This window comes from Fimbriimonadia bacterium (assembly GCA_039961735.1).
GTDB lineage: Bacteria > Armatimonadota > Fimbriimonadia > Fimbriimonadales > JABRVX01 > JABRVX01.
On the sequence record JABRVX010000021.1, the window covers coordinates 1 to 24240 of the forward strand.

At 61.4% G+C, this 24240-nt stretch carries 19 protein-coding genes; 5 read left to right on the forward strand and 14 right to left on the reverse strand.

From position 1 onward, the window contains the following. Both HRF45_07410 and HRF45_07415 read right to left on the reverse strand, forming a co-directional pair. Window positions 1-365, reverse strand: a 365-nt coding sequence (locus HRF45_07410) for a hypothetical protein (protein MEP0766348.1), incomplete at its 3' end; no start/stop codon positions are given. A gap of 3 nt (window positions 366-368) precedes the next feature. Then, complete coding sequence (locus HRF45_07415; GenBank protein MEP0766349.1) at window positions 369-2384, reverse strand: S9 family peptidase; 2016 nt, start codon at window positions 2382-2384, stop codon at window positions 369-371. 524 nt (window positions 2385-2908) lie between these two features. On the opposite strand from HRF45_07415, the gene HRF45_07420 reads away from it, so the two are divergent. From HRF45_07420 to HRF45_07435, 4 genes are all read left to right on the forward strand, one after another. Continuing rightward, complete coding sequence (locus HRF45_07420) at window positions 2909-4144, forward strand: DegT/DnrJ/EryC1/StrS family aminotransferase (GenBank protein ID MEP0766350.1); 1236 nt, start codon at window positions 2909-2911, stop codon at window positions 4142-4144. Further along, window positions 4138-5361, forward strand: coding sequence for a neutral/alkaline non-lysosomal ceramidase N-terminal domain-containing protein (locus tag HRF45_07425; GenBank protein ID MEP0766351.1), 1224 nt, complete (start codon window positions 4138-4140; stop codon window positions 5359-5361). Before HRF45_07420 ends, HRF45_07425 begins: the two co-directional genes overlap by 7 nt. Next, window positions 5361-7025: a DNA repair protein RecN gene (gene recN / locus HRF45_07430; GenBank protein MEP0766352.1), complete on the forward strand. Its 1665-nt coding sequence runs from the start codon at window positions 5361-5363 to the stop codon at window positions 7023-7025. Before HRF45_07425 ends, recN begins: the two co-directional genes overlap by 1 nt. Before the next feature lie 127 nt (window positions 7026-7152). After that, the gene (locus HRF45_07435; GenBank protein ID MEP0766353.1) at window positions 7153-7866 is read left to right on the forward strand and encodes a prepilin-type N-terminal cleavage/methylation domain-containing protein; all 714 of its coding nucleotides are present in this window, start codon (window positions 7153-7155) and stop codon (window positions 7864-7866) included. A gap of 328 nt (window positions 7867-8194) precedes the next feature. Here the strand turns inward: HRF45_07435 and HRF45_07440 are convergent, their stop codons facing one another. From HRF45_07440 to HRF45_07455, 4 genes are all read right to left on the reverse strand, one after another. Then, the gene (locus tag HRF45_07440; protein MEP0766354.1) at window positions 8195-10534 is read right to left on the reverse strand and encodes an alpha-N-arabinofuranosidase; all 2340 of its coding nucleotides are present in this window, start codon (window positions 10532-10534) and stop codon (window positions 8195-8197) included. Window positions 10535-10569: 35 nt separating this feature from the next. Then, window positions 10570-12006, reverse strand: coding sequence for an amidase (locus HRF45_07445; protein ID MEP0766355.1), 1437 nt, complete (start codon window positions 12004-12006; stop codon window positions 10570-10572). Next, a complete protein-coding gene (locus HRF45_07450) occupies window positions 12003-12281 on the reverse strand; it encodes a twin-arginine translocation signal domain-containing protein (protein MEP0766356.1) in 279 nt (92 codons plus the stop codon). Before HRF45_07450 ends, HRF45_07445 begins: the two co-directional genes overlap by 4 nt. Before the next feature lie 86 nt (window positions 12282-12367). Beyond that, complete coding sequence (locus HRF45_07455) at window positions 12368-14710, reverse strand: hypothetical protein (protein MEP0766357.1); 2343 nt, start codon at window positions 14708-14710, stop codon at window positions 12368-12370. 111 nt (window positions 14711-14821) lie between these two features. Here HRF45_07455 and HRF45_07460 point away from each other — a divergent pair, with 111 nt between their 5' ends. Next, the gene (locus HRF45_07460) at window positions 14822-15196 is read left to right on the forward strand and encodes a VOC family protein (protein ID MEP0766358.1); all 375 of its coding nucleotides are present in this window, start codon (window positions 14822-14824) and stop codon (window positions 15194-15196) included. A gap of 80 nt (window positions 15197-15276) precedes the next feature. Here HRF45_07460 and HRF45_07465 read toward each other — a convergent pair whose 3' ends face one another. The 8 genes from HRF45_07465 to HRF45_07500 all read right to left on the reverse strand — a co-directional run. Next, window positions 15277-16635 carry a hypothetical protein gene (locus HRF45_07465; GenBank protein ID MEP0766359.1) on the reverse strand — a complete coding sequence of 453 codons (1359 nt, stop codon included), beginning with the start codon at window positions 16633-16635 and terminating at the stop codon, window positions 15277-15279. Between the two features lie 51 nt (window positions 16636-16686). Beyond that, window positions 16687-17859: a phytase gene (locus HRF45_07470; GenBank protein ID MEP0766360.1), complete on the reverse strand. Its 1173-nt coding sequence runs from the start codon at window positions 17857-17859 to the stop codon at window positions 16687-16689. A 10-nt stretch (window positions 17860-17869) separates the two neighbouring features. After that, window positions 17870-18685 (reverse strand): DUF1559 domain-containing protein, encoded by an 816-nt coding sequence (locus tag HRF45_07475; protein MEP0766361.1) that lies wholly within the window; start codon window positions 18683-18685, stop codon window positions 17870-17872. A gap of 190 nt (window positions 18686-18875) precedes the next feature. Beyond that, entirely contained in the window at window positions 18876-20297 is a 1422-nt protein-coding gene (locus tag HRF45_07480; protein MEP0766362.1) for an O-acetylhomoserine aminocarboxypropyltransferase/cysteine synthase, read from the reverse strand. 21 nt (window positions 20298-20318) lie between these two features. Next, entirely contained in the window at window positions 20319-21632 is a 1314-nt protein-coding gene (thrC, locus tag HRF45_07485; GenBank protein ID MEP0766363.1) for a threonine synthase, read from the reverse strand. Beyond that, entirely contained in the window at window positions 21629-22264 is a 636-nt protein-coding gene (gene thrH, locus HRF45_07490; GenBank protein MEP0766364.1) for a bifunctional phosphoserine phosphatase/homoserine phosphotransferase ThrH, read from the reverse strand. Before thrH ends, thrC begins: the two co-directional genes overlap by 4 nt. A 492-nt stretch (window positions 22265-22756) precedes the next feature. Then, the gene (gene araD / locus HRF45_07495; protein MEP0766365.1) at window positions 22757-23437 is read right to left on the reverse strand and encodes an L-ribulose-5-phosphate 4-epimerase AraD; all 681 of its coding nucleotides are present in this window, start codon (window positions 23435-23437) and stop codon (window positions 22757-22759) included. Between the two features lie 2 nt (window positions 23438-23439). Further along, window positions 23440-24240, reverse strand: an 801-nt coding sequence (locus HRF45_07500) for an alcohol dehydrogenase catalytic domain-containing protein (protein ID MEP0766366.1), incomplete at its 5' end; no start/stop codon positions are given.

Below are 24240 nucleotides of genomic sequence, written 5' to 3' on the forward strand. Positions count from 1 at the left end.
CAAGTATTCCCCGCCCCGCCCCAACACGAAGGCTTTCTGCCGAGGACGCGCTCGATCACTTCAACACCAGGGCGGTTCTGCTCGATCATTGCCTGCACGCCTTCCTCCCACCCCAGATCCTCCAACGCTTCACACGTAGTCGGGTGGACGGAGTGGAGGTCCGTGTGCTGGCCGATATCGTGCGGCTCGAGTGCGCGGATAACGTCCGCACGGCTTTCGCGGTCCAGCCGACGTACCAGTTCGCCGACAACGCAGAAGGTGGCGCGTAGGCCGACCGACGTCAGAAGCTCGGCGACATCGCGCACCGCATCGGGTTCCTGTGGCCCGATGAAGTCCTCGGCATCGAGTAGCAGGGACACATACATGCGCTAGGCTTTCAGGTGATGGTCCAGCCATTCCACGATCTGCCCGAGGCGGTGCAGGCGCAGGTCGGGCGGGCCGCTGCGCGACAGGCCGTGGGATGTGCTAACCGGGTAACGCACGAACTTGGTCTCGACCCCCAGCCGCTTGAACGCACTGAAAAGCTGCTCTGCCTGCTCGACCGGACAGCGCAGGTCACCTTCGGAGTGGATGATCAGCGTCGGTGTCTTGACGTTTTTGGCGTACTTCAGCGGGCTCTGACGCCATAGGTCCTCGATCTCGTCCCATGCGTTGCCCTTCCACTCGGTGTTCGGGATGAACGCGAAGTCGCATGTGCCTGCGAAGGAGAGAAGACTTACCACGCTGCGATCGGTGATGGCCGCGCGGAATCGGTCGGTGTGCCCCACGATCCAGTTGGTCATGTAGCCGCCGTAGCTTCCGCCCATCACGGCCATTCGGCTCTTGTCCACGAACGGCAGCGCGGCCGCATGATCCGCAACAGCCATTATGTCCACGTAGTCGGTGTTGCCCCAGTCACCCGAGATCGCCCGGGTGTGCGCTTCGCCATAGCCCCTCGAGCCGCGCGGGTTCGAGTACACCACCACATAACCCTTCGCTGCGAGAAGCTGGAACTCGTGGAAGAAGGTCTCGCCGTACTGCGCATGCGGGCCGCCATGGATCTCCAGCGCACACGGGTACCGCTTGCCTTGCTCGAAGCCGTGCGGTTTGAGCACCCAACCGTGCACCTTCTGCCCTGGTTCGCTCTCGACCCAAAACGGTTCAGGCTCGCCTATCGCTAACTGATCAAAGAGCGTTCCGTTGAAGTCCGTTAGGGTTCGGACCTGCAGATCGTCGCCAACCAGCCTCCCCACGGCTACCTCGGCTGGTCGCGTGGCCGACGCGACCAGCAGTGCGAAGGTTCCTGTTCCGTCGGTGTCCCCGATCTCCCACAGCCCGCGCCCCTCGGTGTGGAAGCGGATCTCGCCGCCCTCGGCAGAGATGCTGCACACGTGCGTGCTGCCATGCCTATCCAGGCTGAAGAACAGGCGTGAGCCGTCCTTGCTCCAGAACAGCTTGGCGCCGAACGATGCCTCCCGGCTATCGCCGAGCATCGAGCCACCCACCGAGTAGTCGTGTTGCGTACCGAAGAGGTCGTTGGCGCCCTTACCGGAGGCATCGGCCACATAGATACGGTTGTTGTAGCCCGACCACCAGTCGGGCTCGTTCAGATGGCCGACGTAGGCGATACGCGAGCCGTCCTTCGACCATGCGGGCGCGCTCTTCGGCCCATCGGGCAGACCCTCCAGCTTCGTCTCCGCGCCGCTCTCCACGTCGAGAATCATCAAGTCGTCCAATTGCGGTGTCTCGGAAGGTTCGGGCGAACGGTTCACGACGAAGCAGAGGCGCTTGCCGTCCGGCGCCCAACAGAAGCTCTGAGCACCGTAGCGCTCGTTCGTCAGCTTCTCGACTTCGCGGGAGGCTAGGTCCACGACATGCAACTGGTAATGCTGGTCTACGAAGTAGCCGTCTCCATCGAGTCGGTACCAGATGTCGGTGATGATGCGTGGCGGGTCGGAGAGGCCCTTCTCCTCGCGTTCCTTCTTTGCCTTCTCGGTCCACTCGGGTGCGGTGGGGCGAAAGGCGAATGCGATGCGCGCGGAATCCGGTGACCACTCGATGCCTGCGATGGAGCCCTCCTCGAGGTCGGTCAGCTTGAACGCCTCGCCACCCTCGGTGGGCAGCAAGTAAATCTGCGCCTTAGGCTTCTCGCGCGCGGCGACGAAAGCGAGGTACTTGCCATCGGGTGACCAGCGCGGGCTGCCCTCGCTCTCCTCGCCGAAGGTGTACTGCCGCTTCTCGCCGGTCTGCGTGTCGCACACCCAGATGTGCGTTCGGTACTTATTCTTCTCCTTGTCCACAGTCTTGTGGCAGAAGGCGATTCTGCTGCCGTCGGGTGAGAGCTGCGGGTCGCCGAGGAACACGAGGTCGAGCAGGTCCTCGGCTGCGATCGGTCGTTGGGCCATCGGGTCCACCTCCTTGGTGCTGTTGGGATCCGGGGGGGTCTGAGCCGTCATGCTGAGCCTGTCGAAGCATGACGGTGAGAGTCCTCTCTACTCCCCCGGACACATTCGCCGAGCACAGTCTATCCGCGATGGCTCGACGACGACAACCGGGTGCCCTGGGTCATCGGAACCCTAAACAAGTGCGTGGTCGGGCCACGAGTTGGGTCGGTCCCGGCGGGTGGAGGCGCAGCGGAACGGTATGGCGGCACGCTGAGCAGCCCGGGTTCTGCGGCGGCTACATCACGCAGAGCTACGGCAAGAAGGCGGTCGTGATGGACGCCGTCCAACTCGAGTTCGGCGCCGCCTACCGGAGCACACAAGGCGACCGCGTCGGCGCTCGCCGAGGTCCTCTCCTGGTTCGTTTATAGGTACTACTCCCAACCTGTGGTGGAGCCCGTGCTCCGCGTCGGTTCCCTTCTTGCGCGGACGTCCCCGTTGTGCGGCGCCGAGGACCCATGTGCGGTAGATTCGGCGCGAGGTGAGCAATGTCTGACAGGCTGGCGATTCTCGGTGGGGCTCCGGTGCGTGAAGGAGCGCTCGGACGGTGGCCCCTGGTGGACGAGCGTGACGAACAAGCGGTGCTGCGCGTTCTGCGATCGGGTCGCTGGGGGCGGTCCGGGGACGGGGAGCTGGAGCGATTCGAGGCGCGCTTCGCCGAGTATTGCGGAGCGCGTTTCGGCGTCACGGTAACGAACGGAACCGTTGCCCTGCGCATCGCGCTGTGGGCCGCGGGAGTCGGACCCGACGACGAAGTGATCGTCCCGCCGTATACCTTCCTCGCCACTGCAACGGCCGTGGTGGAGTGCAATGCTACGCCGGTTTTCGTGGACATCGAGCCGGATACCTATAACCTGGACCCGACACTGCTCGAGCAGGCCATCACCGCCCGCACGAAAGCGGTGATTCCCGTTCACTTCGCAGGCCTGCCCGCGGACATGGACACGATCTGCGAGATCGCACGCCGTTACGGCATCACCGTGATCGAGGACGCCGCGCATGCGCATGGATCCGCCTACAAGGGTCGCAGGTGCGGCTCGCTCGGGGATATGGCATGCTTCTCCTTTCAGTCTTCGAAGAACTTGACTAGCGGAGAGGGCGGAATCATCCTAACATCCGATGAGCAGCTCTTCGAGCTTTGTCGCTCCATACATAACTGCGGCAGGATGCCCCACGGACAGTGGTATGACCATAACATCATGAGTGGGAACTACCGTCTGTCCGAGCTGCAGGCTGCGCTGTTGCACGCACAGATGGACCGGCTGGACGAGCTGGCAGCACGGCGAGAGTCCGTGGCGCACAGGCTCGGACATCTCTTGAGTGACGTGCCCGGCATCGAGCCGTTGCCGTACGGACCACACACCACCGCACATGCTTACCACTTATACGTTATACGGTATGACGAGCGCGTGTACGGTGTGGACCGTGCGACATTCTGCAGAGCGATGCAAGCGGAAGGGGTTCCACTCAGTGAAGGGTACGTACTGCCGCTGTATCGCCAGCCACTCTTTGCGAACCGCGCCTTCGGGCCGTTCATGATCGCCGAAGACACGGACTACAATGCCGTGTCGTGCCCCGTGTGCGAACGAGCGTGCAGCACGGAAGGCACCTGGCTCTGGCAAGGACATCTGCTGGCATCCGACGAGGACATCGAGCGCGTGGGCGAGGCGTTCCACAAGCTGTACCGCCTGCGCGACCAGCTACGAGAGGTGCCCGCTTGTTAGTCGGTGCCGCGGAGACTGACATCACACCGGATTGGCCTGTGGAGCTCGGCGGTTTCGCGGCCCGCGTGCAGCCCAGCATAGGTGTCCACGATCCGGTCCATGCCAGGGCTCTGTACGCTGTCGATGACGCCGACCATAGGCTGCTATGGCTACATGCCGAGTGCCTAGGCTTCGATGCTCCCTTCGTCTCTCGCATTCGAGCAAAGTTGTCCGGTGCGCTCGAGATCCCACCAGCATCGATCTGTCTCTCTGCCACCCACACACACTCCGCTCCTGCTACCATCACTCTCACACTCACAGGCCAGCAGGATCCTGGATACATGGAGTGGCTAGAGGAGATGCTGTGTGGGGCCGCCGATGAGGCCGTACAGTCGGCCGAGGAGTGCCGAGTGCTTTCCGGGAGAGGCTCGTGCAATCTCGGTGCCGAGAGGCGGCGCGATGCGACTGCGCCGGTGGATGACACCGTGACCGTCACGGCCTTCGAGCGCGTAGTCGGAGGGACCAAGGCAGTGGTCGCGAACTATGCCGTACACAACGTGGCAATGGGACACGAGAACCGCCTGATTAGCAGTGACATCCACGGCTACGGAGCGACTCGGCTCCACGAAAACCTGCCTGGGAAGCCGATCTGCCTGATGCTACCGGGTGCATGTGCGAACATCAATCCGCCCAGCGAGGGAACCGACTTCGAGCGCGTTGCAAGCTGGGGCGAAACGCTGGCCGGTTCGGTGGCAGCAGCGATTGAGGAAGCGACCGAAGACAACCCGTCCGCAGGGAGCGATTTGTTAGCAGTTGAAATCTCCCTGGAGAGGCTCGACGGCGGCGCGCTCACCGCACGGGCCGAATCGCTGCGCGCCAGCATGGGTGACGGCACAACGTACGCCTCTGCACGCCTCAGAGAGGCGGTCGGCATCTGGCAGCAGCATATGATGACGCGCTCGCAGAGCGACACGGTCACTATGGACGTCCAGCTCGTCACGCTGGGCAGCACCCGTTATGCTTGCATCGGCGCAGAGGTGTTCTCACACATGACACAGGCTGTGCCGTCCGTGTGTCCGGTGGGATGCTCGAACGGCATCATCGGGTACCTCGCTCCGCAACACATCTATGAGGTAGGTGGATACGAGGTGGACTCCGCATACGTGTTCTATGACACGCAACGCATCCTGCCGGGTGGTTTCGAGAAAGTGGCGGCAATCCTCCGGGAGAGGGCGTGATGCTGAGGGAGATCGCCGTCCAGAACCTCGCCGTGATCGAGAGCGCGCGGCTCGAGATGAGCGGGCGTCTCATAGCGATCACGGGCGAGACCGGCGCCGGCAAGTCGTTAGTAGTGGATGCCATCGGGCTTGCGCTGGGCGACAGGGCAGATAGCCAGCTCGTGTCATCCGGCGCACGAAAGGCGGTGATCTCGGCCGTCTTCGAAGTCGCCCCGGCCGGCCCCGCGGAGCAAGAGATCCGGGCGCAGGGGTTCGAGCCAGAAGACGGCATGCTATTTCTGACGAGAGAGATCACGCCGGAGGGCCGCTCCACGTGCCGCATCAATGGGCGTGCTGTCCCGGCATCGGTGGCACGGACGGTGGGCGAATGCTTCGTCGACCTGCACGGCCAACACGAGCATCAGACCTTGCTGCGTCCCGCTGTGCACCGCGACCTGATGGATGCCTGGCTAGGCGAGGAGGTCATGTCGCTGCGCGAGCAGATCGGAAATTGTTGCACCGCGCTGCACGAGGCCGAACAGCGTATCGCCGACCTCGAAAGCCGATCGCGCGAGCGGGAACGACTGACTGACCTACTACGCTTCGAGCTTGCCGAGATCGAGGGAGCCGATCTGACGCCGGGTGAGGAAGCCGAACTGCTAGCAGAGCGCAAGCGCATTCAGAACGCCGAACGACTCTCGGGCGAAGTGGCTGCGGCGCTGACTGCGCTCACTTCGGGTGACACGAGCGCGAGTGACCTACTCGCCACCGCGGAAGCCGCGCTGGAGCGAGCGGTGTCGCTGGACGAGAGCCTGGGCGAGACGCTGACCGAGGTTCGAAATGCGCTGGTAGGGGCTCGAGAAGCCGGTGCGACGCTGGCAGCCTATGCGGAGTCTTTCTCGGTAGACCCCGAACACGTGGCCATCGTGGAGGATAGACTCGACTTGCTGCACCGCCTGCAACGCAAGTACGGAGCTACCGTGGAGGAGGTGCTGGCTTACGCGGAGCAGGCTCGAGCGAACCTTGCCGAGTTGGAGGGTGGCGAGGAGGCGCTGGATGGGCTGCGTGCAGAGAGAGACGCACGCCGGGCTGAGATGCTGACCGCGTGTAAGAAGCTGAGCAAGCTGCGGAGAGCCGGGGCGCCACGATTCGAGAAGGAAGCACTGCGACACATTCGGGATCTGGCGATGGAGCAGGCCGCGTTCGAGGTGCGGCTGACACCCAAGGAACCGGACTCGGGAGGGGCGGAGTCGGTGGAGTTCTTGTTCTCGGCGAATCCGGGCCACCCGCCGCAACCGCTGGGCCGCATTGCCTCAGGCGGGGAGCTCTCTCGCGTGATGCTGGCCCTTCGGTGCGCACTCGCAGGCGCGTCGCCGGCACCGACCATCGTGTACGACGAGGTGGACGCAGGGTTGGGTGGACAGGTGGCTGCCGCGGTCGGCGACAAGTTGCGACAGCTCGCCCAGCACAGCCAAGTCATCGTGATCACGCACCTAGCCCAGATTGCCGGGCGGGCAGAGGAGCAGTTCTGTATCACCAAAGAGGCGCGGGACGGGCGAACGGTGGTTCGAGTGGAGCGGCTGGAAGGCGAAGAGCGAGTGCGGGAGTTGGCGAGGATGCTGAGCGGCGACGAGGCGCGCGATACGGCTTTGCGGCACGCCCGGGAGCTCCTTGCCGAGGTCTGACGCTTTGCCGAACAGCTCTGCGGCGGCAGGTTTTTCTGACCGGTTCGCACAGAATCTGTTCGACTTTGCCCAAATCACCGTACAATAGTCCTACACCGAGCCGGTCGTCCGCCGTATGGAGGTGACCATGCAGGACATTCGTAGAGCATCGGGCTTTACGCTGATAGAGCTCCTAGTAGTCATCGCGATCATCGCAACCCTCGCGGCGATCCTTTTTCCCGTGTTCGCTGCGGCACGGTCCAAGGCGAAACAGACGCAGTGCAGCAGCAACATCAAGCAGCTCAACATCGGCATGATGCTGTACGTTGGAGATCATGACGATCGGATGATCACCTATCACTTCTTCAACTACGCGAGTGGGTACACGGACGACCTGCGACAGGGTTCGGCCAACAAGTACATCCGCTCGCCCGATGTCTTCCGATGTCCGGCCGACAACATGGATCGGTGGGATTGGGCGAACTGGGGCCCGGACATGCCCAAGACCAAGGGCACCTACTCCTACGCTATCAACTCGTACCTTACGAAGAGCACTCCTTACGGCTGGAGTGATACGTACCAAGGCAAAGTCAAGCTGAGCTACTTCCAAGAGCCCGCTCGAACACCCAGCTTCGTAGAGGAGAAAGGTATCGACGAGTGGTCGGCATACGATCCGGGTCATCTTTATTGGGGAGTGAACGACTCGCGCTTCGGTAACGTGGACGAAACGAGCGGACGCCACCACGGCAAGTGCAGCGTGGCGCACCTCGACGGGCACGTGAAGACGGTAAAGGGCGACCTGATCTGGCTGTACGCCCGGAACGACGACGGCACGTTCTGGTGCTGCCCGCCGGTGAAGTGATCTGCACGTGCGTTGCGTGACCGCACGCTGCTTGCACCCGGGCCACGAGGATCCACGACAGCGTCACAACTTACACAGTGCCAAGGGCCTCCGAAGGCTCGAGGCATGAGTGAATCAGCAGATCCGTCATGCCGAGCCTGTCGAAGCATGACATTGCACACCGCATGTTATCTCGAGCAGATTGTCCATCGCAGGTTACGAGATCATACTTCGACAAGATCGGCATGACGGTATGGTGTAGGTCCACCACTAACAGGCGGTCCTTCTCAGCAGCAACAAACGCAGCTTCACGCACACCTGCTCAAGGACCGTCGTGCTACGGGCCATCCTACGGCACGGCCAGCGGTAACACATACAGCACGATGCTGTAGGACGGCACCTCGAGTGTGGAGCCGGGACGTTCCACCTTCTCCTCGACGATGAACACACGCGGCTCCCTCCCCGGCTCGTTGTAGGCCATGGGGTCGTCGTGGCGCATCACGTATCGCATCCCGCCTCCCGCTATCTCCAACCCCTTCCAGCTTAGCTGGAGGGATCGCGGCTGGCCGGTAGCGTTGACAACACCCAGTGTAAGCTTCTTGCCGTCTTCCGTAAGGGCTGCCGCCACGTCGAGCGGCTCCATCGCCCCTTCCAGCACCAGCGGAATCGTCCCGTAGTGCTGTCTGTAGAGCTTGAGCACCAGGCCGGTCGTATCGAACGCCGCGGCTGTAGGGGTGGTCTTAATAGCCCCTATCACGTTCACGGTCTGCGCGTAGTTAGCCATCTCGATGATGTCGGTGTTCCGGAAGAACTCGTGCAAGCCCGCCGCAATCCCGAGGGCGTCCTTGTGGAAGTATCTAGTGCCGATTTCACCGAACAGATCCGGGCCATACCAGTAGTTCCACTCGTCCATCGCGATGCGGATGTCCTTGCCCCGCAGCGATGGTAGCTGCTGCCGATACTCCCGATGAGCGACGGCCTTAGCTCGCACGTTGTCCCTGATCTGTGCGACGTGGCTCATCACCCCCACCTTCGAACCGCAATAGAAGTGCTCGCTGATCAGGTCCATGCTGTCTGCACAGTGTGTTAGCATCTGCTTGGACCATTCGCCTACTGCGCCCACACCTATCGTCTTGATCGAAGCGTCCACGGCACGCATCTTCTTTACGACCTCGTTGTGCTTAATCACGTATTGGCCCAGCGCCATGTGACCTAGCTGCCAGTTACCGTACATCTCGTTGCCGATGCCCCACCACACGACACCCCACGGCTCCTTGTGGCCGTTCGCGGCGCGCAGCCTTCCCATCGGTGTCTCGGGGGAACCATTCACGTACTCCACCCACGCGGCGGCCGAGTTCGCGTCTCCGAAGCCGGTGTTCACCACGATGAGGGGGTCGGTGCCTATTTCTCGGCAGAAGTCCAGGAACTCGTGAGTTCCGAAGTCGTTGTGCTCTAACCCAGACCATGCAGGGTTCCTGCGCGGCGGGCGCTTGTCAGGGTCGCCGATCCCCTCGCGCCAATCGTAACCGCTCACGAAATTGCCACCAGGCCAGCGGTAGATTGGGGCGTTCAGCTCTTTGAGAAGCCTCAAGGTATCACGCCTCATGCCCCGTACGTTGTCCTCGGGCATGAGCGATGTGCAACCGACGTGGAACGAGCCGGAACCGGACGACAGAATTTCTAGGCGCGCGGCGGCACTGTCACCGTGAGCGGAGAATCGAAGCGGGTGCTTTTCGTAGTCGGCCCCGAGTTTCTTGATCTCCACTGTATCGCGTTGATCCGGTTCGTCGCCCCACACTAGACTGACTCGCACCGGTGCAGCGGTCGCATCGCCCCGCAGCCAGATGCGCCCGACGTACCGTTTGCCACTCACTACCGTCAGGCCACCATGGACCAGCCCCGCCGACTCACCCCCCGGCGATCGAACGAGCGGCGTATGATCACCTACGAACGGCTTGTTCCGATCCATCACGACATCGGCCCCACCTACCACCCGCCACGGCGACTCTTTATCACCCACCGGTAGACAAAACTTGCGGTCCTCCAGCATCTCCGCCCAGATGCCGCCGTAGATGCACCTGCCGAGGTGCTCGATGAACTGCCCGTAGATGTATTTCGAGATGGGCTCGGCCCGCTTGGCGGCATCAATCGTGACCGAGGGGCTAAGCTGACGCGAAGAGAGCCGCACGAGGCGCACGTCGTCGAACCACGCCATGCCCTTCGCCCGTCCGAAGTAGCCCAGGATGCAGTTGATCTGGATCGCCTCGTCCGCATCGGTATCGAACTCCATGGACACCTCGGTCCAATCGTTATCACCCACCAGCGCACGCGTCCGCTCGGACCGCGTGTGCAGGTTGATGAGGGCGCCTTGTCCATCAGTGGGAGTCACGCCCTCGGTGCGGATCCATGCGCTCAGACGGTAACGCGAAAAAGGCATGACGGGAGCGATAGTCACCCACGCCGCATCGGCCCCTTCGGCCGAGCGCACCGCCACGCAGCGCTCGCCGTCCCAAGCATCACTCGACACTAAGAGGTCAGCCGACCCCGCCCACACCTGCTTTCGCCAGTGCTCGGGGGTGCCGTTCGCGAGCGCTTCGAAGGAACCGTTCGGGAGTTCGCTGTCCATGTTTCGTCCGCCCATTCCGCCGGCTGCGAGCAGCGCGGCGAGCGTGATCATTAGAGGTGTCATCTCAAAGCTAGGATTCCCCGCTGTCCGACGACTTCCTACGCGATGGGCAACCATTCTCGCCGACGAATAGTGGACACCTGCAGAGGGTGCGGTTCGCCAGGCGTAGGCACCGCCGGCTCCGGGCGCCTACGATGCCAATCCGTCTCACGCTGGTAGTCGGCTACCACACGGTAGCACACATCCTCGCGATAGGCAGGGGCGATAATCTGTCCGCCAAGCGGGCACCCATGCTCGAAACCTATAGGGAACGCAGCGGAGGGCCAGCCCAACAGGTTCGCAGGGCCTCGGTCGCCGCCCATCTTCTCGAAAGACTTGTCGAACGGCACGTCCGCGGGTGGTGCACAGTGATAGAAGACGGGTGTGAAGATGGCATCGCACTTCTCCCACACCGCATTGGCCGACAGAGCTTGGGTCCTCAGCCGCATAGCCCATAAGTAGTCGGTAGCACGCGTCTCCAGAGCGGCAGCGAACCCGGCCACCTGATGCGGGTCGGCGAGCATGTTCAGCCTTTTGCTGCGGATGAATCGCTCGTGCGCGCTCGCCCCCTCGGCGTCCACGATGAGACCGACAGCCAGGCCGTAGGGCATCGCGGGGTAGGCAACGTCCACCGTCTCGTATCCGAGCGAGCGGAAGACGCGGAGAGCCTCGCCGTAAGCCTTCTCGCATGCTTCAGCGTCGTTCTCGGCAAAGCTCTCTTTCAGCAGGCCGATCCGCGGCTTCGGTCCGGCACGCCGGAGGTTCAGCGGCTCGGTCAGCGTGCTCGGGTCGTTCGGGTCCGTCCCTGCGATCGCCTCCAGAACCAGAGCGCAATCCTCCACCGACCGTGCCATCGGGCCTATCTTATCGAGCGACCAGCAGAGCGCCATTGCGCCGTACCGACTGACGCGGCCATAGGTCGGTCGGAAGCCCGTGACGCCGTTGAACGCGCTGGGGCAAGTGATGCTCCCGCTGGTCTCGCTGCCGAGAGAGTAGGGGATGCAGCCGAGTGCTGTCGCCGCGCCCGAGCCGCTGCTGGACCCGCCGGACCAGCGTGAGGGGTCCCAGGCACACAGGCAAGCCCCCGTGTGGGAAGCCGCCGCGATGTTGTAGTTGCCCCCACCCGCCAACTCGATCATCGCGAGCTTTGCCACCAACACGCCACCGGCCTGCTGGAGCCTCGCGACCGCTGTCGCGTCGTAATCGAACACCTGGTCCATATGGCCGGGAGAACCCCAGCGGGTGGGGATGCCCTTGGTAGCCAGAAGGTCCTTCACGCCGAATGGGATGCCGTGCAGAGGCCCCTTCGGGCGCTGCGAGTCCGCCGCCTTCGCCTGCTCCAGTGCCCGGTCTTCGTTGAGCTCGGCGACCGCGCGATGGGCTGCGCCGAGGGTGCGAAGTCGATCCAGGTACATGCGCGTCAGCTCGACCGAGGAGACTTGCTTTCGGCGCAGTGCCGTGGCGAGCTCGGTGATGGAGGAGAATGGGTCAATCATTCGTGACCACCAACGCCTGTAGGTCGGAACACGAAGCAGGGCTCGCTGTTCTCCGGCAGCGCGTAGCGACGTCTCGCTCTAACCGCTTCCGCGTTGCCTTTCACCGCCTCGGCGAGCAGGCTCTTGTGCTCGTCGGATAAATCGGTCGAGAGTTGGGAGACTACTGCGTCTACTTCGGGCTCTGATGTCTGCTGTGCCTGCGAGGGCAGCGCTCCCGCCACTCCCAATGCCGCACTGACTGCTAGGAACTCTCGTCGTGAAACGGGATGCTTCATGCACCGCCACTTCGCTCCCGGTCTCTGTGCTCCTTCCACGTTCCGGCCGTGGCTGTCGTCCCTCGCTGGCGCTCGGGGTGCAGGTGTCATCCGATCGTGACGCGCACGAAGCCGTGGTTGGCTAGCTCGAACGAGACCTCGGTGACCCCTTCGCTAACCGGCTGGGCGAGAACCGAGTGGCCATCCGCATCCTCTATCCCTATCACCGCCTCTCGCTCGGACAGCACCTGCAAGTCACACCGCAGGCGCTGGTCCTTCAGCACCGTGTAGCGCACATCGAACATCATCCCGCCGTACTTCAGATTGCTAACTGCATAGGTGCCACCTTCCCTCATCATTCGCTTCGGCAGACTGGGGGCGAGCAAGAACTCCTGCGAGCCGACCTCGCGGAAGCCGATAATGCTACGTATCAACAGCGTGGGCATTGTCGCGCCCCAGCCATAGCACTCTGCACCGTTGCGAATCTGCGGGTGCATCTCCACCGGCCAGAACTCGGCCGCTTGCCCAGGCATGCGGTAATTGTACGGGTCCGGTAGACTGAACTTCGTATCACCCATCGGGGTCAATTCCCGGCCAGCGGTGCGCGAATACACCCTATCGGCAGTGGTTGCCAGCGTTTCCGCCAAGAACGGACGCAAGCCAGCGTTCCATGCCGCCTCGCTGAACGGAAACCAGAAAGAGGGCCACTCGAGAAACGGCGTGGGCTCGTCCGCGAATCGCTGGAACATCGGGCGAACACCTTCCATTTGCTCGGGAGTCGCGATGCCCACAGAGAGCGGAACGAACATCATGACATCGTAGTAGTCTTCCAAGATGATAGGTTCACCCGTCCGCGCATCGAAGTCGCGGAACCACCCATCCACATACATCGCGCGCGTTGTCTCGATACGCTTCTGCGCCAACTCTCGCCACCTCCGAGCATCCGCCTTCTGGCCCGCTATGCCTGCCAATTCCTCCATGACGACGAATGCATGTGCCATCACCGCTTCGACGTCCACCGTGCGCACGTAGTCAGAGACTTTCGCTTCTTCGCCCACGTCGATCAGGAAGCGTCGGGAGCCGTCCTGGCCGGACTCCCAACTATTGTTGCAGTGGAACCAGCCTTCGTCGTCGGTACGGTTCTCCAGCCACCACTCCAGGAACGCACGCAGGTAGGGGTACAGGTCGCGGATCCAGGCGTCGTCTCCCGTGCGATGATGCAGACACCGGATTACGTGAAACGGCAGGCCCCACGTAGGTGCGGTGCCGCACTCGGCTCCGCCAGCCCCTATCATATTCATGCTGCCATCCTCACGAGAACATGGCACGTTGGGCATAGGTGCATCGGCGAAGGTCCCGTATATCACCTCCTTTGCAAGTTCCTCATCTGCATAGGAGAGACACATCATGTCCAGCATCGTTTCGCCTAACACCGCACGGGGTGTATAGATCTGCATGGCATCCCACGGATGCTGGTAGATGCCTATGGGCGGTCGCGTGTTCATGCGCAGCGTTTCCAGGTCCAGCACCCATCCCTGTTTCCATTCTTCCGGCCAGTCGCCCGATAGCACCGGTGCCACGCGGTAGAACTCGCGATCCTCTCGTAGGTGCCTATCTAAGATGCCAAGAGCGTTAGCCAACACCTCTCGATGACGACGTATGGTCCAAAGCTCGTTGGTACCCCGTGTGAGGCAGTAGGTTAGCTGTTCTTCTCCACTCGAAGGCGCGGTCAGCCGGTAGGTAAGCATGCTGAACATCGGCAACGGTAGGGACTCGGACGCCCCCTCGTTCGATGTCAGATCGTTGGAGCGAACCCACTGATCCCACTTTTCGCGGAGGGGTGTGGCTTTGTACGCCACCGGCTCGCGATCGGCACCCAACGCGAACACGTCTCCATACGCCCACATCTTGCACACAGCTGCAGAGTGCTCCGCATCGAAGGTTGCAGCCAAGCCGTTGGAACCCCACCAGGGTCGCTCCACGTGTCCGTATTCATTGGTCACGTGAACGAACACCTCGCGCGGTCGGTCCGATGCGTTGCGGACGGTGAGCGAGCAAGCAAGCGCGTGCTCTTCCGCCAGGAAGTACTTGGCAGAGAAGCCTAGGTCTTCGACCTCCCAGTCGTAGCTCATCATCGTCTTGGTATGATAGTGTGATCCGAGTCGAATCCCGGCTCGGGCGAAGTCCTCTTCGGACGAGAATATACGCCCATCTACTACCACTCCCAGATGGACAAAGGACAGATAGTTGACGTGGCGCAGAGCACCCTCGCCGTAGGGCCAAGGGAAGCGGCGGCACCAGAAACCGAAGCCGAGCGGAGGCACGGAGCGGATAATGCCGCTGCGGTTCATTACTGCGCTATGATGTGGGTTGTCCAGGTAGCCGAACGGCGGGTAGTCGAGGGCTGGGTATTCGGGGGGCAGGACGATGTTCTGACTCGGACGGGTCAACTCGTTCACTCCTTCGGTCGAGATCAGGCGCCCATTCGCCGCCGGGCCAGCGATGCCCTGCACTGGGCGGAGGCAACAGGGACCAAGCCGGCTGCAGCGAACTCCCGTTGCATGTCGAAGTTCGACCAGTTCGTCACGTTCCTATACACGAGGGACCTCGAGACCTCTTCCCGCTTCTTGTCGGAGACGTTGGGCCTGCAATTGGTGCTGGATCAGGGGCGATGCCGCATCTATCGTGTCGCCCCTCACTCCTACCTCGGCGTGTGCGAGTGCGAGGAGGCCGCTTCGACATCCGGGGTCATTGTCACGCTGGTAAGCAACGACGTGGACGAGTGGCACAGGCGGCTTCGCATCGAGGGCGTACCTATTGAGAAACCGCCGTCCCACAACCCAGACTACGACATCTACCACATGTTCTTTCGGGACCCGAATGGTTACCTGTTCGAGATACAGCGCTTTCTGGACCCGTCATGGCCTAGGGATTGAATGGCGGTTGGCAGCACGCAGAATCGTGCAGGCCCACAGCAGAGTGGGCCTGCACGCAGCGGAGCAAAGGTCAGTAAGCCTTAGGGCTGGCCCTGCTTGCCGAAGTTCAGCAAAACGATGTTGAGGTCGGCGAGGTCCGTCAGGCCGGAGCCGTCGAGATCGGTCATAACATCGGCCTGCCCGAACTTGACGAGAACCGCGTTGAGGTCTGCGAGGCCAACAGCGTTGTCGTTGTCCGCATCGCCGTTCACCTGCACGAACGACACCGAATTGCTGCCAGCCGCGATAGTCTTGGAGGCGACCACGGCGCGCAGCCAGTGCGAGAACTTCACAGCTACGTCCCAAGTACCCTCTGCCACACAAGGTAGCGTCACGTTACCGGCAGCGTCCAGGGTGATCGGATAGGTGTGCTGCGGGGTGGTTTCGCCAGGGTTGCGTAGCTCCAGAGTCGCGCTCTGGCCGAGCGGGCTGCCGAAGTTCTGCAGGGTGACCGAAACGTCCAAGGTGGCTTGCGGGCGAATCTGGAACACATGGATGCGGTTGGTGTCTTCGCTTCCCGCGTAGACGAGATGGTTATCGGGGTCGTAGGCCACAGACTCGAGCTCGCCCCAACCAGGCGGGGAAAACTCGGTCTCGCCGAGGACGTTGCCGTCGAAGTCGTAGATCCAGAGCTTGTTGACGGTGCCAGGCACCCCCACGGTGCTGGACATCAGTAGGTACTCGCCCGTGAGGTCCGTGCGGCACAGCATCCAGTTGGCAGCCTGCGCGGGGATCACGCACAGCCCCTTTGTCTCGAGATCCTGCGTGACCCAGCTCTTCACGATACCGGTGAGGCCAGACGAATCGTGGGTATGGAAAAGCGCCCAAATTCCGTCCACATCCCTGTCCTCCAGCGTAACGAACTGGCCGAGGCTCGGTACGTACGCGATGTCATCGGGGTTCGGCACGGGTCCGATGTTACACACATAAGCCGGTGAGGTGTTGGTGTCCACCGTTGCGATTCGGTCATCGCCACGGCTATCCACGGTAACGAAGACGGGCTCGCCAACGGTGAAAGCCCCATAGCCTACGCCGCTGGTATTCACCGTAATGCCCTCGGGGCCCCAGATGTTGTTTCTGAGGTCACACGTTAGTGACATCTCGATAGCATCCCACGCGGTCAGATCGCCAGTGGGGCCCGGAGTGTAGGTGATCAGCCAGCCCTGCGTGTTGTTGTCGTCAGTTCCAATGTACAGCTTCCCGTTATAGAAGGTCATGCCCTCCGGCTCGGAGAAGCCGATCGGTGTGTCGAAGCGCACATACCAGGTCCGCACTTCGTAGTCGCGTCCGAACAGGTTGAGCACCACGGTACCCTCGTCATCGCCGGCGAATGCGGCCACACCGCCTAGTGCCAACATGGCGAGCGCGGTAGCCTTCGCCACTGCACGGATTTTCTTCACTTTCGTCGTACCTCCATTATATCAGTGAGATTGGTTGTTGACTGGATAACCTTAGCGTTCGACCTCCGCTGCGGCGGCTGGAGCAGCTCGCTCCACGTCACGCCAGTCGAATAGCAGGAAGTTGCGTGCTCCGCTGTTCATGACTATCAGAACGCCCTTGGGGAACCTGCCACCTAGTGGTGCGGAGGCGGCTTCGATTCCGTCCGTGCTGTCCGCACCACCCGAGATCACCTTCAACTCGTGGCTGTGGTCGTGTGGCTTTCCTGGCTCGCCTTCACGCTTGTAGATACGGTACAGACTGTTACCTTTTCGCTGATCGGAGCATATGATGTATCCCGTGCCATCCGGCCGAGCGTAGATTGCGATCCCCTCACGGTCTTCTGCGAACCCTTCTCGGCCGAAAACGGCGAGTTCGGTTGTGGCATCCGGGTGATCGGGGTCGGCATGGTACTTGCGAATGCCAAAGTTCTCATCGGAGTAGTAGACATAGCCCAGCGCATCGTCCACGGCGATGGCTTCGATCTCACCCGTGCCACTGAACCGGCCGAACTCCCGAACCTTGGTAGCATTCACCTTGCCCGTGCCATCGTCCGACAAGCGATACTGCCAGATGTAGTTTCCATCCGGCCCCGTCTTCCGACCAACAATTGCAAAGATCGCTCCGTCCGACGGGCGTTTATAGAGCGAGATTCCCATCGGTTCTCGTGCCTCGCCAGTCTGCCCTACGAACACGTCGGTCTGCCCCGTGACATCGCTCAGCAGGCCCGTCTCCGTGTCTATGGCGAACACCCTGAGGCGGTGCTTGCCCCTCTCCGTTGCCACTGCGATGTCACGCGCCGAACCACCCAACACGAGTCCGTACTCCACGTCCACGTTGTTAGGCCGGTCCACGTTGGTGATCGCCTGTTTCTTTTTCCCGTCCAAGCCGAAGACGTGGATGCCACCGCCAGGCGCCTTCTCCTTGTCCGTACCGATGATCGAGCTCTTCTCGGGGTTGGTAGGGTGGATCCATATCGCCGGATCGTCGGCATCGTGAGTGACGGGGTCGGTTTGTCCCACGGGCTGAATTCGTGCCACGTATCGCTCGTGGTCGTGCGCAGGTTCTTGGCTCACCTGCCATGCGATGGCCGCGGGTGGGAGCAGCCCCACCGCCAACGCGACGATCGCTAGCGCGCATACGCTCTCTACCCCGCTGTCACGGCACTTTACCAAGAACTTTATCATGCATGTCACCTCAGAACTTCGGGCACTTCTCGTCGTCGCGTACGGGAGCCGTCCACGGCCCGCAGTCACCGAAGGGACCGCCCTCGCCGTGGGGCGGGAACTTCCAGTTGCTGTTGATGCTCGGGTCGTCGTTCGCGTAGGTGACACGCGAGTACTTGGCGTGCCCGTCCATGTATGTGAAGTTGGCACCCACCTTGTGCGGATACTGGAACCCCTCGATGCCCCAGCTCACACGTGTAGCTATCTCGTCGCCTTCCGCCTCGGACCTGTTGCTCTCCAGGAACAGGAAGTTGAGTGCGGGCGACTCCCACAGCGACGGCTTCACCCAATCATCGGTCACATGCTCGTTGATACCATAGCTGCAGTAGTACCGATAATAGCCATCTGGACTTGGCACCAAGCCCCATGCCTTCTCGGGATAATCCGGAGGAAGGCCGAACCCCTGTCCTGGCGGCCGCATGTAGGTCTGGTCCAGAATCTGCAAGACAGGGTTCGAGGGGCAAGAAAACACGTTGCCTCCCCCGCCCCTCTGGATGTTGTTGACTTTCGACGAGATGTAGGGACGGATGTGGAACATCCAATAGTCCTTACCCCAGTCCCCATCGTTGTTGTTGAGTACTCCGCCGCCCACGCTAGTGGGATACTTGTCGTAGTCGCCCAGGTACAGCATCATGGCCTTACCCATCTGGTTGCTGTTGGAGAGACACTGGGTTCTCTTCGCGCTCTCCCGCGCCTGCGCGAACACGGGAAATAGGATTGCCGCCAGAATAGCTATAATGGCAATGACGACAAGCAACTCGATAAGCGTGAAAGCCTTGCTCCGCATTCGAACCTCCTCCGCTGTGCTCCTTCACCCGACACGCAGGGTGAGTCGTCCTGATGTTCGGAGCGATTGTTCCCGACCGCCGTTAGGCCAGGGTTAGCGATTGGTTTCGATGCGATGATTCTTCGCCTCCCAACTCACACGGAGCCGGAGCGCCAGCACCGGCATCGAAGGTGGGATGGCGGCTCGACGACTATCGGGCCTTGCGGAGAGCCTGGTCGAGGTCGGCGATGATGTCGTCCGGGTGCTCGCCGCCCACGCACAAACGAATCATGTTCGGCGGAATGTTGGCCAGGCAGCGTCCTTCTTCTCCCTGCTGCAGATGCGTAGAGATGGCAGGTATGGTCGCCACGCTCTTCACACGACCGAGGTCCGTTGCACGCCAGATTCGCTGCAGCGCGTCGAAGGTCTTCCACGCAGCGTCCGGCCCGCCCTTTACGCAGAAGGACAGCAGATGTCCATATCGGTTGACAGGCTTTCCATACAACTCGTCGTGCTCCGCATCCACCAGCCACATGTACTTGCTTGCGATGTCGTGCAGTGGGTGGTTCGGCAGGCCGAGATATTGCACACTCTCCACTTGCGGATGCCCATCTAGGAACTGCGCAACCTTCATGGTGTTGCGCGAGAACAGGTCCATCTTCGATCGCAGAGTCCGCATATCATTGAGACTGAGTATCGCCTGCATCGGGTGGAGGTTCGGACCGTAGTCGCGGTTCGGTAGGTACTTGACGTATAGTGCGAAGTCCTCCTTCATCTGCGGATTGTCAATATTGCTCACCAGGTTTCGCCGAGCAATCACCGCGCCCGCGACTCCGAAGCCGCTCGATGTTAGCGTCTTAGTCGCCGACTGGACCACGATATCCGCACCATGACAGATCGGACGTAGCAGAGCGGGGGTAGCCACTGTGGAGTCCACAATCAAGGGAAGGCTGTGGCTGTGCGCCAAATCTGCCACTGCTTGGATATCGAAGAAGCCTTGCTGCGGGTTGCTCGGAAGCTCCCCGTACAGGAAGCGAGTGTTCTCGTCGATCTTATCGGCCCATTGGTCCAAGTCGGTAGGGTCCTGTACCCATCGGCACTCGATGTCGCGTTCTTCCATCAGACGCACGTTGAATTGTTGGAACGTTCCGCCATAACACTGCGCGGTGGCAACGAAGTTCCGCTCCTCATACTTGTGCTTGAAGCGATGAACCAGAAATGGTTGCACAGCAGTCATGATCGCGGCCATACCAGAGGAAGTGGAGCAGCACGAGGTCTCGCCATCGAATCCGTATCCCTCCAGGAGGGCCAGGGTCCACTCATAGTAATACGTAGAGGGGTTCGCTATTCGCGAGTAACACCATGTGGGGATCAGGTAGGCGAGCGCCGAAGCCATCTCGGCCGAATCACGGTATGCCTGTGACGAGCTCATGAACACCGGCTCGATGATCGCTCCCTGATAGTCCTCGATGGCATCCTGCACGGTGTACAACCCGTGGACGGCGATCGTGTCGAACTTCCACTTCTTCACCACATCCCGGATGTACTTCTCACGGGCGGCCAGGTACTCGTTGTTCTTATCTATATACTTCTGCATCTCTGGGGTGACATTGATCTGCTCGACGGTTGTCATGACACTAACCTCTCGATGACTTTAGTTGCTATGCCACAGGTATTCCTTCAGTTCCGCGTAGCGGTTGCCCATCGGCAGGGCGTTCTTCTCCTTGTTCATCACTTCCTGCAATGGCTGCGGCAACTCGGCGGGTATGCCCAACGCCAACTCTACCACCTCGTTGAACTTCGCGGGATGAGCAGTGGAGAGGCCGATGAACGCGCTCTCCGCCGTCCGAGGCACCTGCCGCCGGCAGCGCTCGACCGCTTCCAATCCGACCGCGGTATGCGGGTCTGCGATGTAGTGGTAGTGCTCGTACGTCCGCTGCATCCTGGTCACAGTACACTTATCGTCCACGGAGGTGGACCAAAGTACGCTCTTGATACGTTCGTGATCGTCGTCGTACAGGTTGCGGATTCGCTCCCAGTTGCTGGGGGCGCCTACGTCCATCGCGTTCGAGTAGGTGCGAATGGAGGGTCTGGGCCGGTAGCACCCAGTCTCGAGATACTCCGGAATAACGGCATTGGCGTTCACTGCCGCGACGAACATCTCGATGGGTACACCCATTCGCCTGGCGAAGAACCCAGCAGTTAGGTTTCCGAAGTTTCCGCTCGGCACACATACCATAACGCTGTCGAGGCCGTCTTTCATTCGCCGCGCAACACTCCACACGTAGTAGAACGACTGCGGTATCAAGCGTCCTATGTTGATGGAGTTCGCCGAGGAGAGACTAACCTTCCCAGATAGCTCCTCGTCGGCGAAAGCCTGCTTCACCATCGCCTGGCAGTCATCGAAGGTACCATGTACCTCGATCGCTTGCACGTTATCGCCGAGGGTGGTGAACTGCTTCTCCTGCAGTGGACTGACCTTGCCAGACGGATACAGCAACACGATCCGGATGCCTTCTAGGTGATGATATGCATGAGCGACCGCGCTGCCGGTATCACCAGAGGTGGCCACCAGTATCGTCAGAGGCCTACTGCCCTCCCGCGCGAAGTGGCCCATCGCCTTCGCCATGAACTGAGCACCGAAGTCCTTGAAAGAGCAGGTGGGACCGTGAAACAGCTCGAGTACGTGCAGATCATCCTGCAGTGGTTGCAATCGAGGTGCAAAGAAGTATGCGGCTTGGGTGATTGCGACCATGCCTGCATCCGTTATCTCGTCCCCGAGCAGCCGATGTCCCATCTCGTATGCCAGTTCCGGGTAGGAAAGGTCTGAGAGAGATTCCAGGTCGGCCGCCGTCAGGCTCGGGAGACCTTCTGGCATGTATAGGCCGCCATCCGGTGCCTGCCCGCGAAAGAGCGCCTCGCGGAATGTCGCTGGTGCCGCACTGCCGCGTGTGCTCGTGCAGATCACGTCGCACTCCTCGCTGTCTGCTCGGAGAGTTCGGCACTAGCCCGCTCGAAAGTTTCCCGCAGTTCGTCATAGGTGCGTGTTACCGGAAACTGAGGGAACTCGGCTACCACGTTTTCAGGAGGTCGAAAGAGGATCCCGAAGTCGGCAGCTTGGAGCATGTTCGTGTCGTTATAGGAGTCGCCCACTGCGATCACTGGGAAGTTCAGGCCTTGGAAGGCTTGCACGGCCGCTCGCTTCTGGTCCGGCATTCGCAGGCGGTAGTCCACGATCTTGCCCAAGCCGTCTATGCTCAGGCGATGGCAGAGTAGCACAGGGTTACCCAGTTGCTTGATGAGCGGTGCAGCGAACTCATAGAACGTATCGGAGAGGATAATGACTTGAAAGTGCTCGCGCAGCCAATCCAGAAACTCCCTCGCCCCTGGTAGCGTTCCCATCGCGGCAATAGCAGCCTGAATGTCGGCTATGCCTAGATTGTGCTCGTCCAAGATACGCAGACGCTGCCGCATCAACGCATCGTAATCCGGCATGTCGCGTGTGGTCACTCGCAGGGCTTCCACCCCCGTTCTCTCCGCAACGTTGATCCACACCTCCGGAACCAAAACGCCTTCGAGGTCCAAACAGGCTACCTGCACTTGTCTACAGCCTCCTTGCTGCCATTGGTCGCTGCATTGCAACCTCCGTCATTGCTACATCTGACGCCGCTAGCCTCAGTCCTACCGCACCTCGCCTACCTGCTATCACCCCACCGCATGAGGATAAGCCGACGCTATCAGTGCAACAGTCACCCGTTCCGTCATGCTTCGACAGGCTCAGCATGACGGAACGGTCAGGCGCTCGATAGGTGCGATGAGTGGATGTTAGTACAGGCCGCGATGAGAGTGCAAAGTAGCAACTGCTAAGAGAAGATCGTTGACGATAGCGAGAGTACACGGCGATGGAACCTGCGACGTCGCAGTACCGCACCGGGCTGCCTGCCCCAGAAGACGGAAGTGAATCGACCATGTTGTGAGCGCTTCCCCGTTGAAACGTTCTTACGGTAAGTGGAACTCACCCGCCGCACCATTGCGGTCGGCAAAGAATCCCTCTTATCAGATTATAGCACACGCACAGTCCCACGTCAGGCGTTACTGCCCGTAGTATGCGTCTGGACCGTGCTTTCGGAGAAAGTGCCGATGCAACAGGGCGTCGTCAATCGGCTCCGCATCGGGCCGGAGCGACAGCGTCACTGCCGCGATTCGAGCGACCTGCTCCAGAACCGAGGCGTTGAGGACAGCCTCCTCGACCGTGGCTCCCCATGCGAAAGGACCGTGCGCAGCCACGAGCACCGCGGGCATCTCCAGCGGGTCCCTGCCAGCAAAACATCGTACGATCACTTCTCCCGTATTCGCCTCGTAATCCCCGGCAATCTCCTCGGGCGTCATCTCGTCTGTCACCGGAATCTCGCCGAAGAAGTGGTCGGCGTGCGTCGTCCCGAGGCAAGGGATCGGTTTTCGAGCCTGCGCCCAGGCCGTAGCATGCGGCGAGTGCGTGTGAACGATGCCGCCGATGCCCTGGAACTCACGATAGAGTACTAGGTGGGTCGGCGTGTCCGAGCTCGGTTTCCCGCCTTCTACCGGCTCGCCGTCGGGCCGCACGATCGAGATGAGCGCCGGAGTCAACTCGCCGTACGAGACGCCGCTCGGTTTGATCGCAATCAGGCCCGTTTCGGGGTCGCGGGCGCTTGCATTCCCCCACGTGTGTACGACCAGTCCCATGTCATGGAGCCGTCGATTCGCCTCCCACACTCGCTCTTTCAGCGTCTGCAGACTCATAGCTCGATCACTGTCTTCAGGCAGCCGTCCGAATAGGTGCTCGCTACATGAAACGCCTCCTGGCTCCGGGACAGAGGAAACACGTGAGAAACGAGGCGGTGCAGCGGAAGCCTGGTCGCCAGGTCGGCAGCCCTCGGCAGAGTGAGTCGGGATCTCCGAACCATGAAGAAGGTAAGCCCTCGGCGACGGGGCTCGTGGCCAACAAGCCGAATCTCGTCGGTGTGCGGCGTGCCGACCACGCCAATCTTGGCGCCCGGCGCGGCCAAGCGCAGCATGTCCTGATGCGCGGGAGCCTCACCCGAGGCCTCCACCACGTAGTCGAACTCCCCCTCCGCTTCTTCTGGAGCGACAGCAGCATCCGCCCCCAATGCCAGCGCCGCCTCCCTCCGATGAGGGACCGGGTCCGTGCAAAGGACTGGCTTGGCGGCAAGTGCCTTGGCAACCAGCAAGCACAGGAGTCCGATACCGCCGCAACCCAGGATCGCCACCGACGATGCGACCCGCAGTTTCAACAGGTCGAAGGTGCTTATGGCCACGGCAAGTGGCTCGAGCAGTGTGCCTGCGGGACCGGAGACGCCCGCCGGCAATGCTTCCAGGAGATGAGGCGGATGGTAGATAACTTCTCGCAGCAGGCCCGGCTCCGGCGGCAGGCCCAGGAAGCTCTGGTTGACACACAGGTTGGGGGCACCCCGGACACACTGAGTGCAGCGCCCGCACGAGATGGTCGGCTCGATAGACACGGCGCGCCCCGTGAGTTCCCCCTCTTCCACCACCCCGACCCCCTCATGGCCCAGCAC

What these genes read in the sequence shown, in the direction of transcription:
- HRF45_07480 (MEP0766362.1), bottom strand. Translation starts at nt 20,297, where the DNA reads ATGACAACCGTCGAGCAGATCAATGTCACCCCAGAGATGCAGAAGTAT.
- HRF45_07445 (MEP0766355.1), bottom strand. Translation starts at nt 12,006, where the DNA reads ATGATTGACCCATTCTCCTCCATCACCGAGCTCGCCACGGCACTGCGC.
- HRF45_07470 (MEP0766360.1), bottom strand. Translation starts at nt 17,859, where the DNA reads ATGATAAAGTTCTTGGTAAAGTGCCGTGACAGCGGGGTAGAGAGCGTA.
- HRF45_07450 (MEP0766356.1), bottom strand. Translation starts at nt 12,281, where the DNA reads ATGAAGCATCCCGTTTCACGACGAGAGTTCCTAGCAGTCAGTGCGGCA.
- HRF45_07475 (MEP0766361.1), bottom strand. Translation starts at nt 18,685, where the DNA reads ATGCGGAGCAAGGCTTTCACGCTTATCGAGTTGCTTGTCGTCATTGCC.
- HRF45_07415 (MEP0766349.1), bottom strand. Translation starts at nt 2,384, where the DNA reads ATGGCCCAACGACCGATCGCAGCCGAGGACCTGCTCGACCTCGTGTTC.
- recN (MEP0766352.1), top strand. Translation starts at nt 5,361, where the DNA reads ATGCTGAGGGAGATCGCCGTCCAGAACCTCGCCGTGATCGAGAGCGCG.
- HRF45_07460 (MEP0766358.1), top strand. Translation starts at nt 14,822, where the DNA reads ATGTCGAAGTTCGACCAGTTCGTCACGTTCCTATACACGAGGGACCTC.
- HRF45_07440 (MEP0766354.1), bottom strand. Translation starts at nt 10,534, where the DNA reads ATGACACCTCTAATGATCACGCTCGCCGCGCTGCTCGCAGCCGGCGGA.
- HRF45_07435 (MEP0766353.1), top strand. Translation starts at nt 7,153, where the DNA reads ATGCAGGACATTCGTAGAGCATCGGGCTTTACGCTGATAGAGCTCCTA.
- HRF45_07420 (MEP0766350.1), top strand. Translation starts at nt 2,909, where the DNA reads ATGTCTGACAGGCTGGCGATTCTCGGTGGGGCTCCGGTGCGTGAAGGA.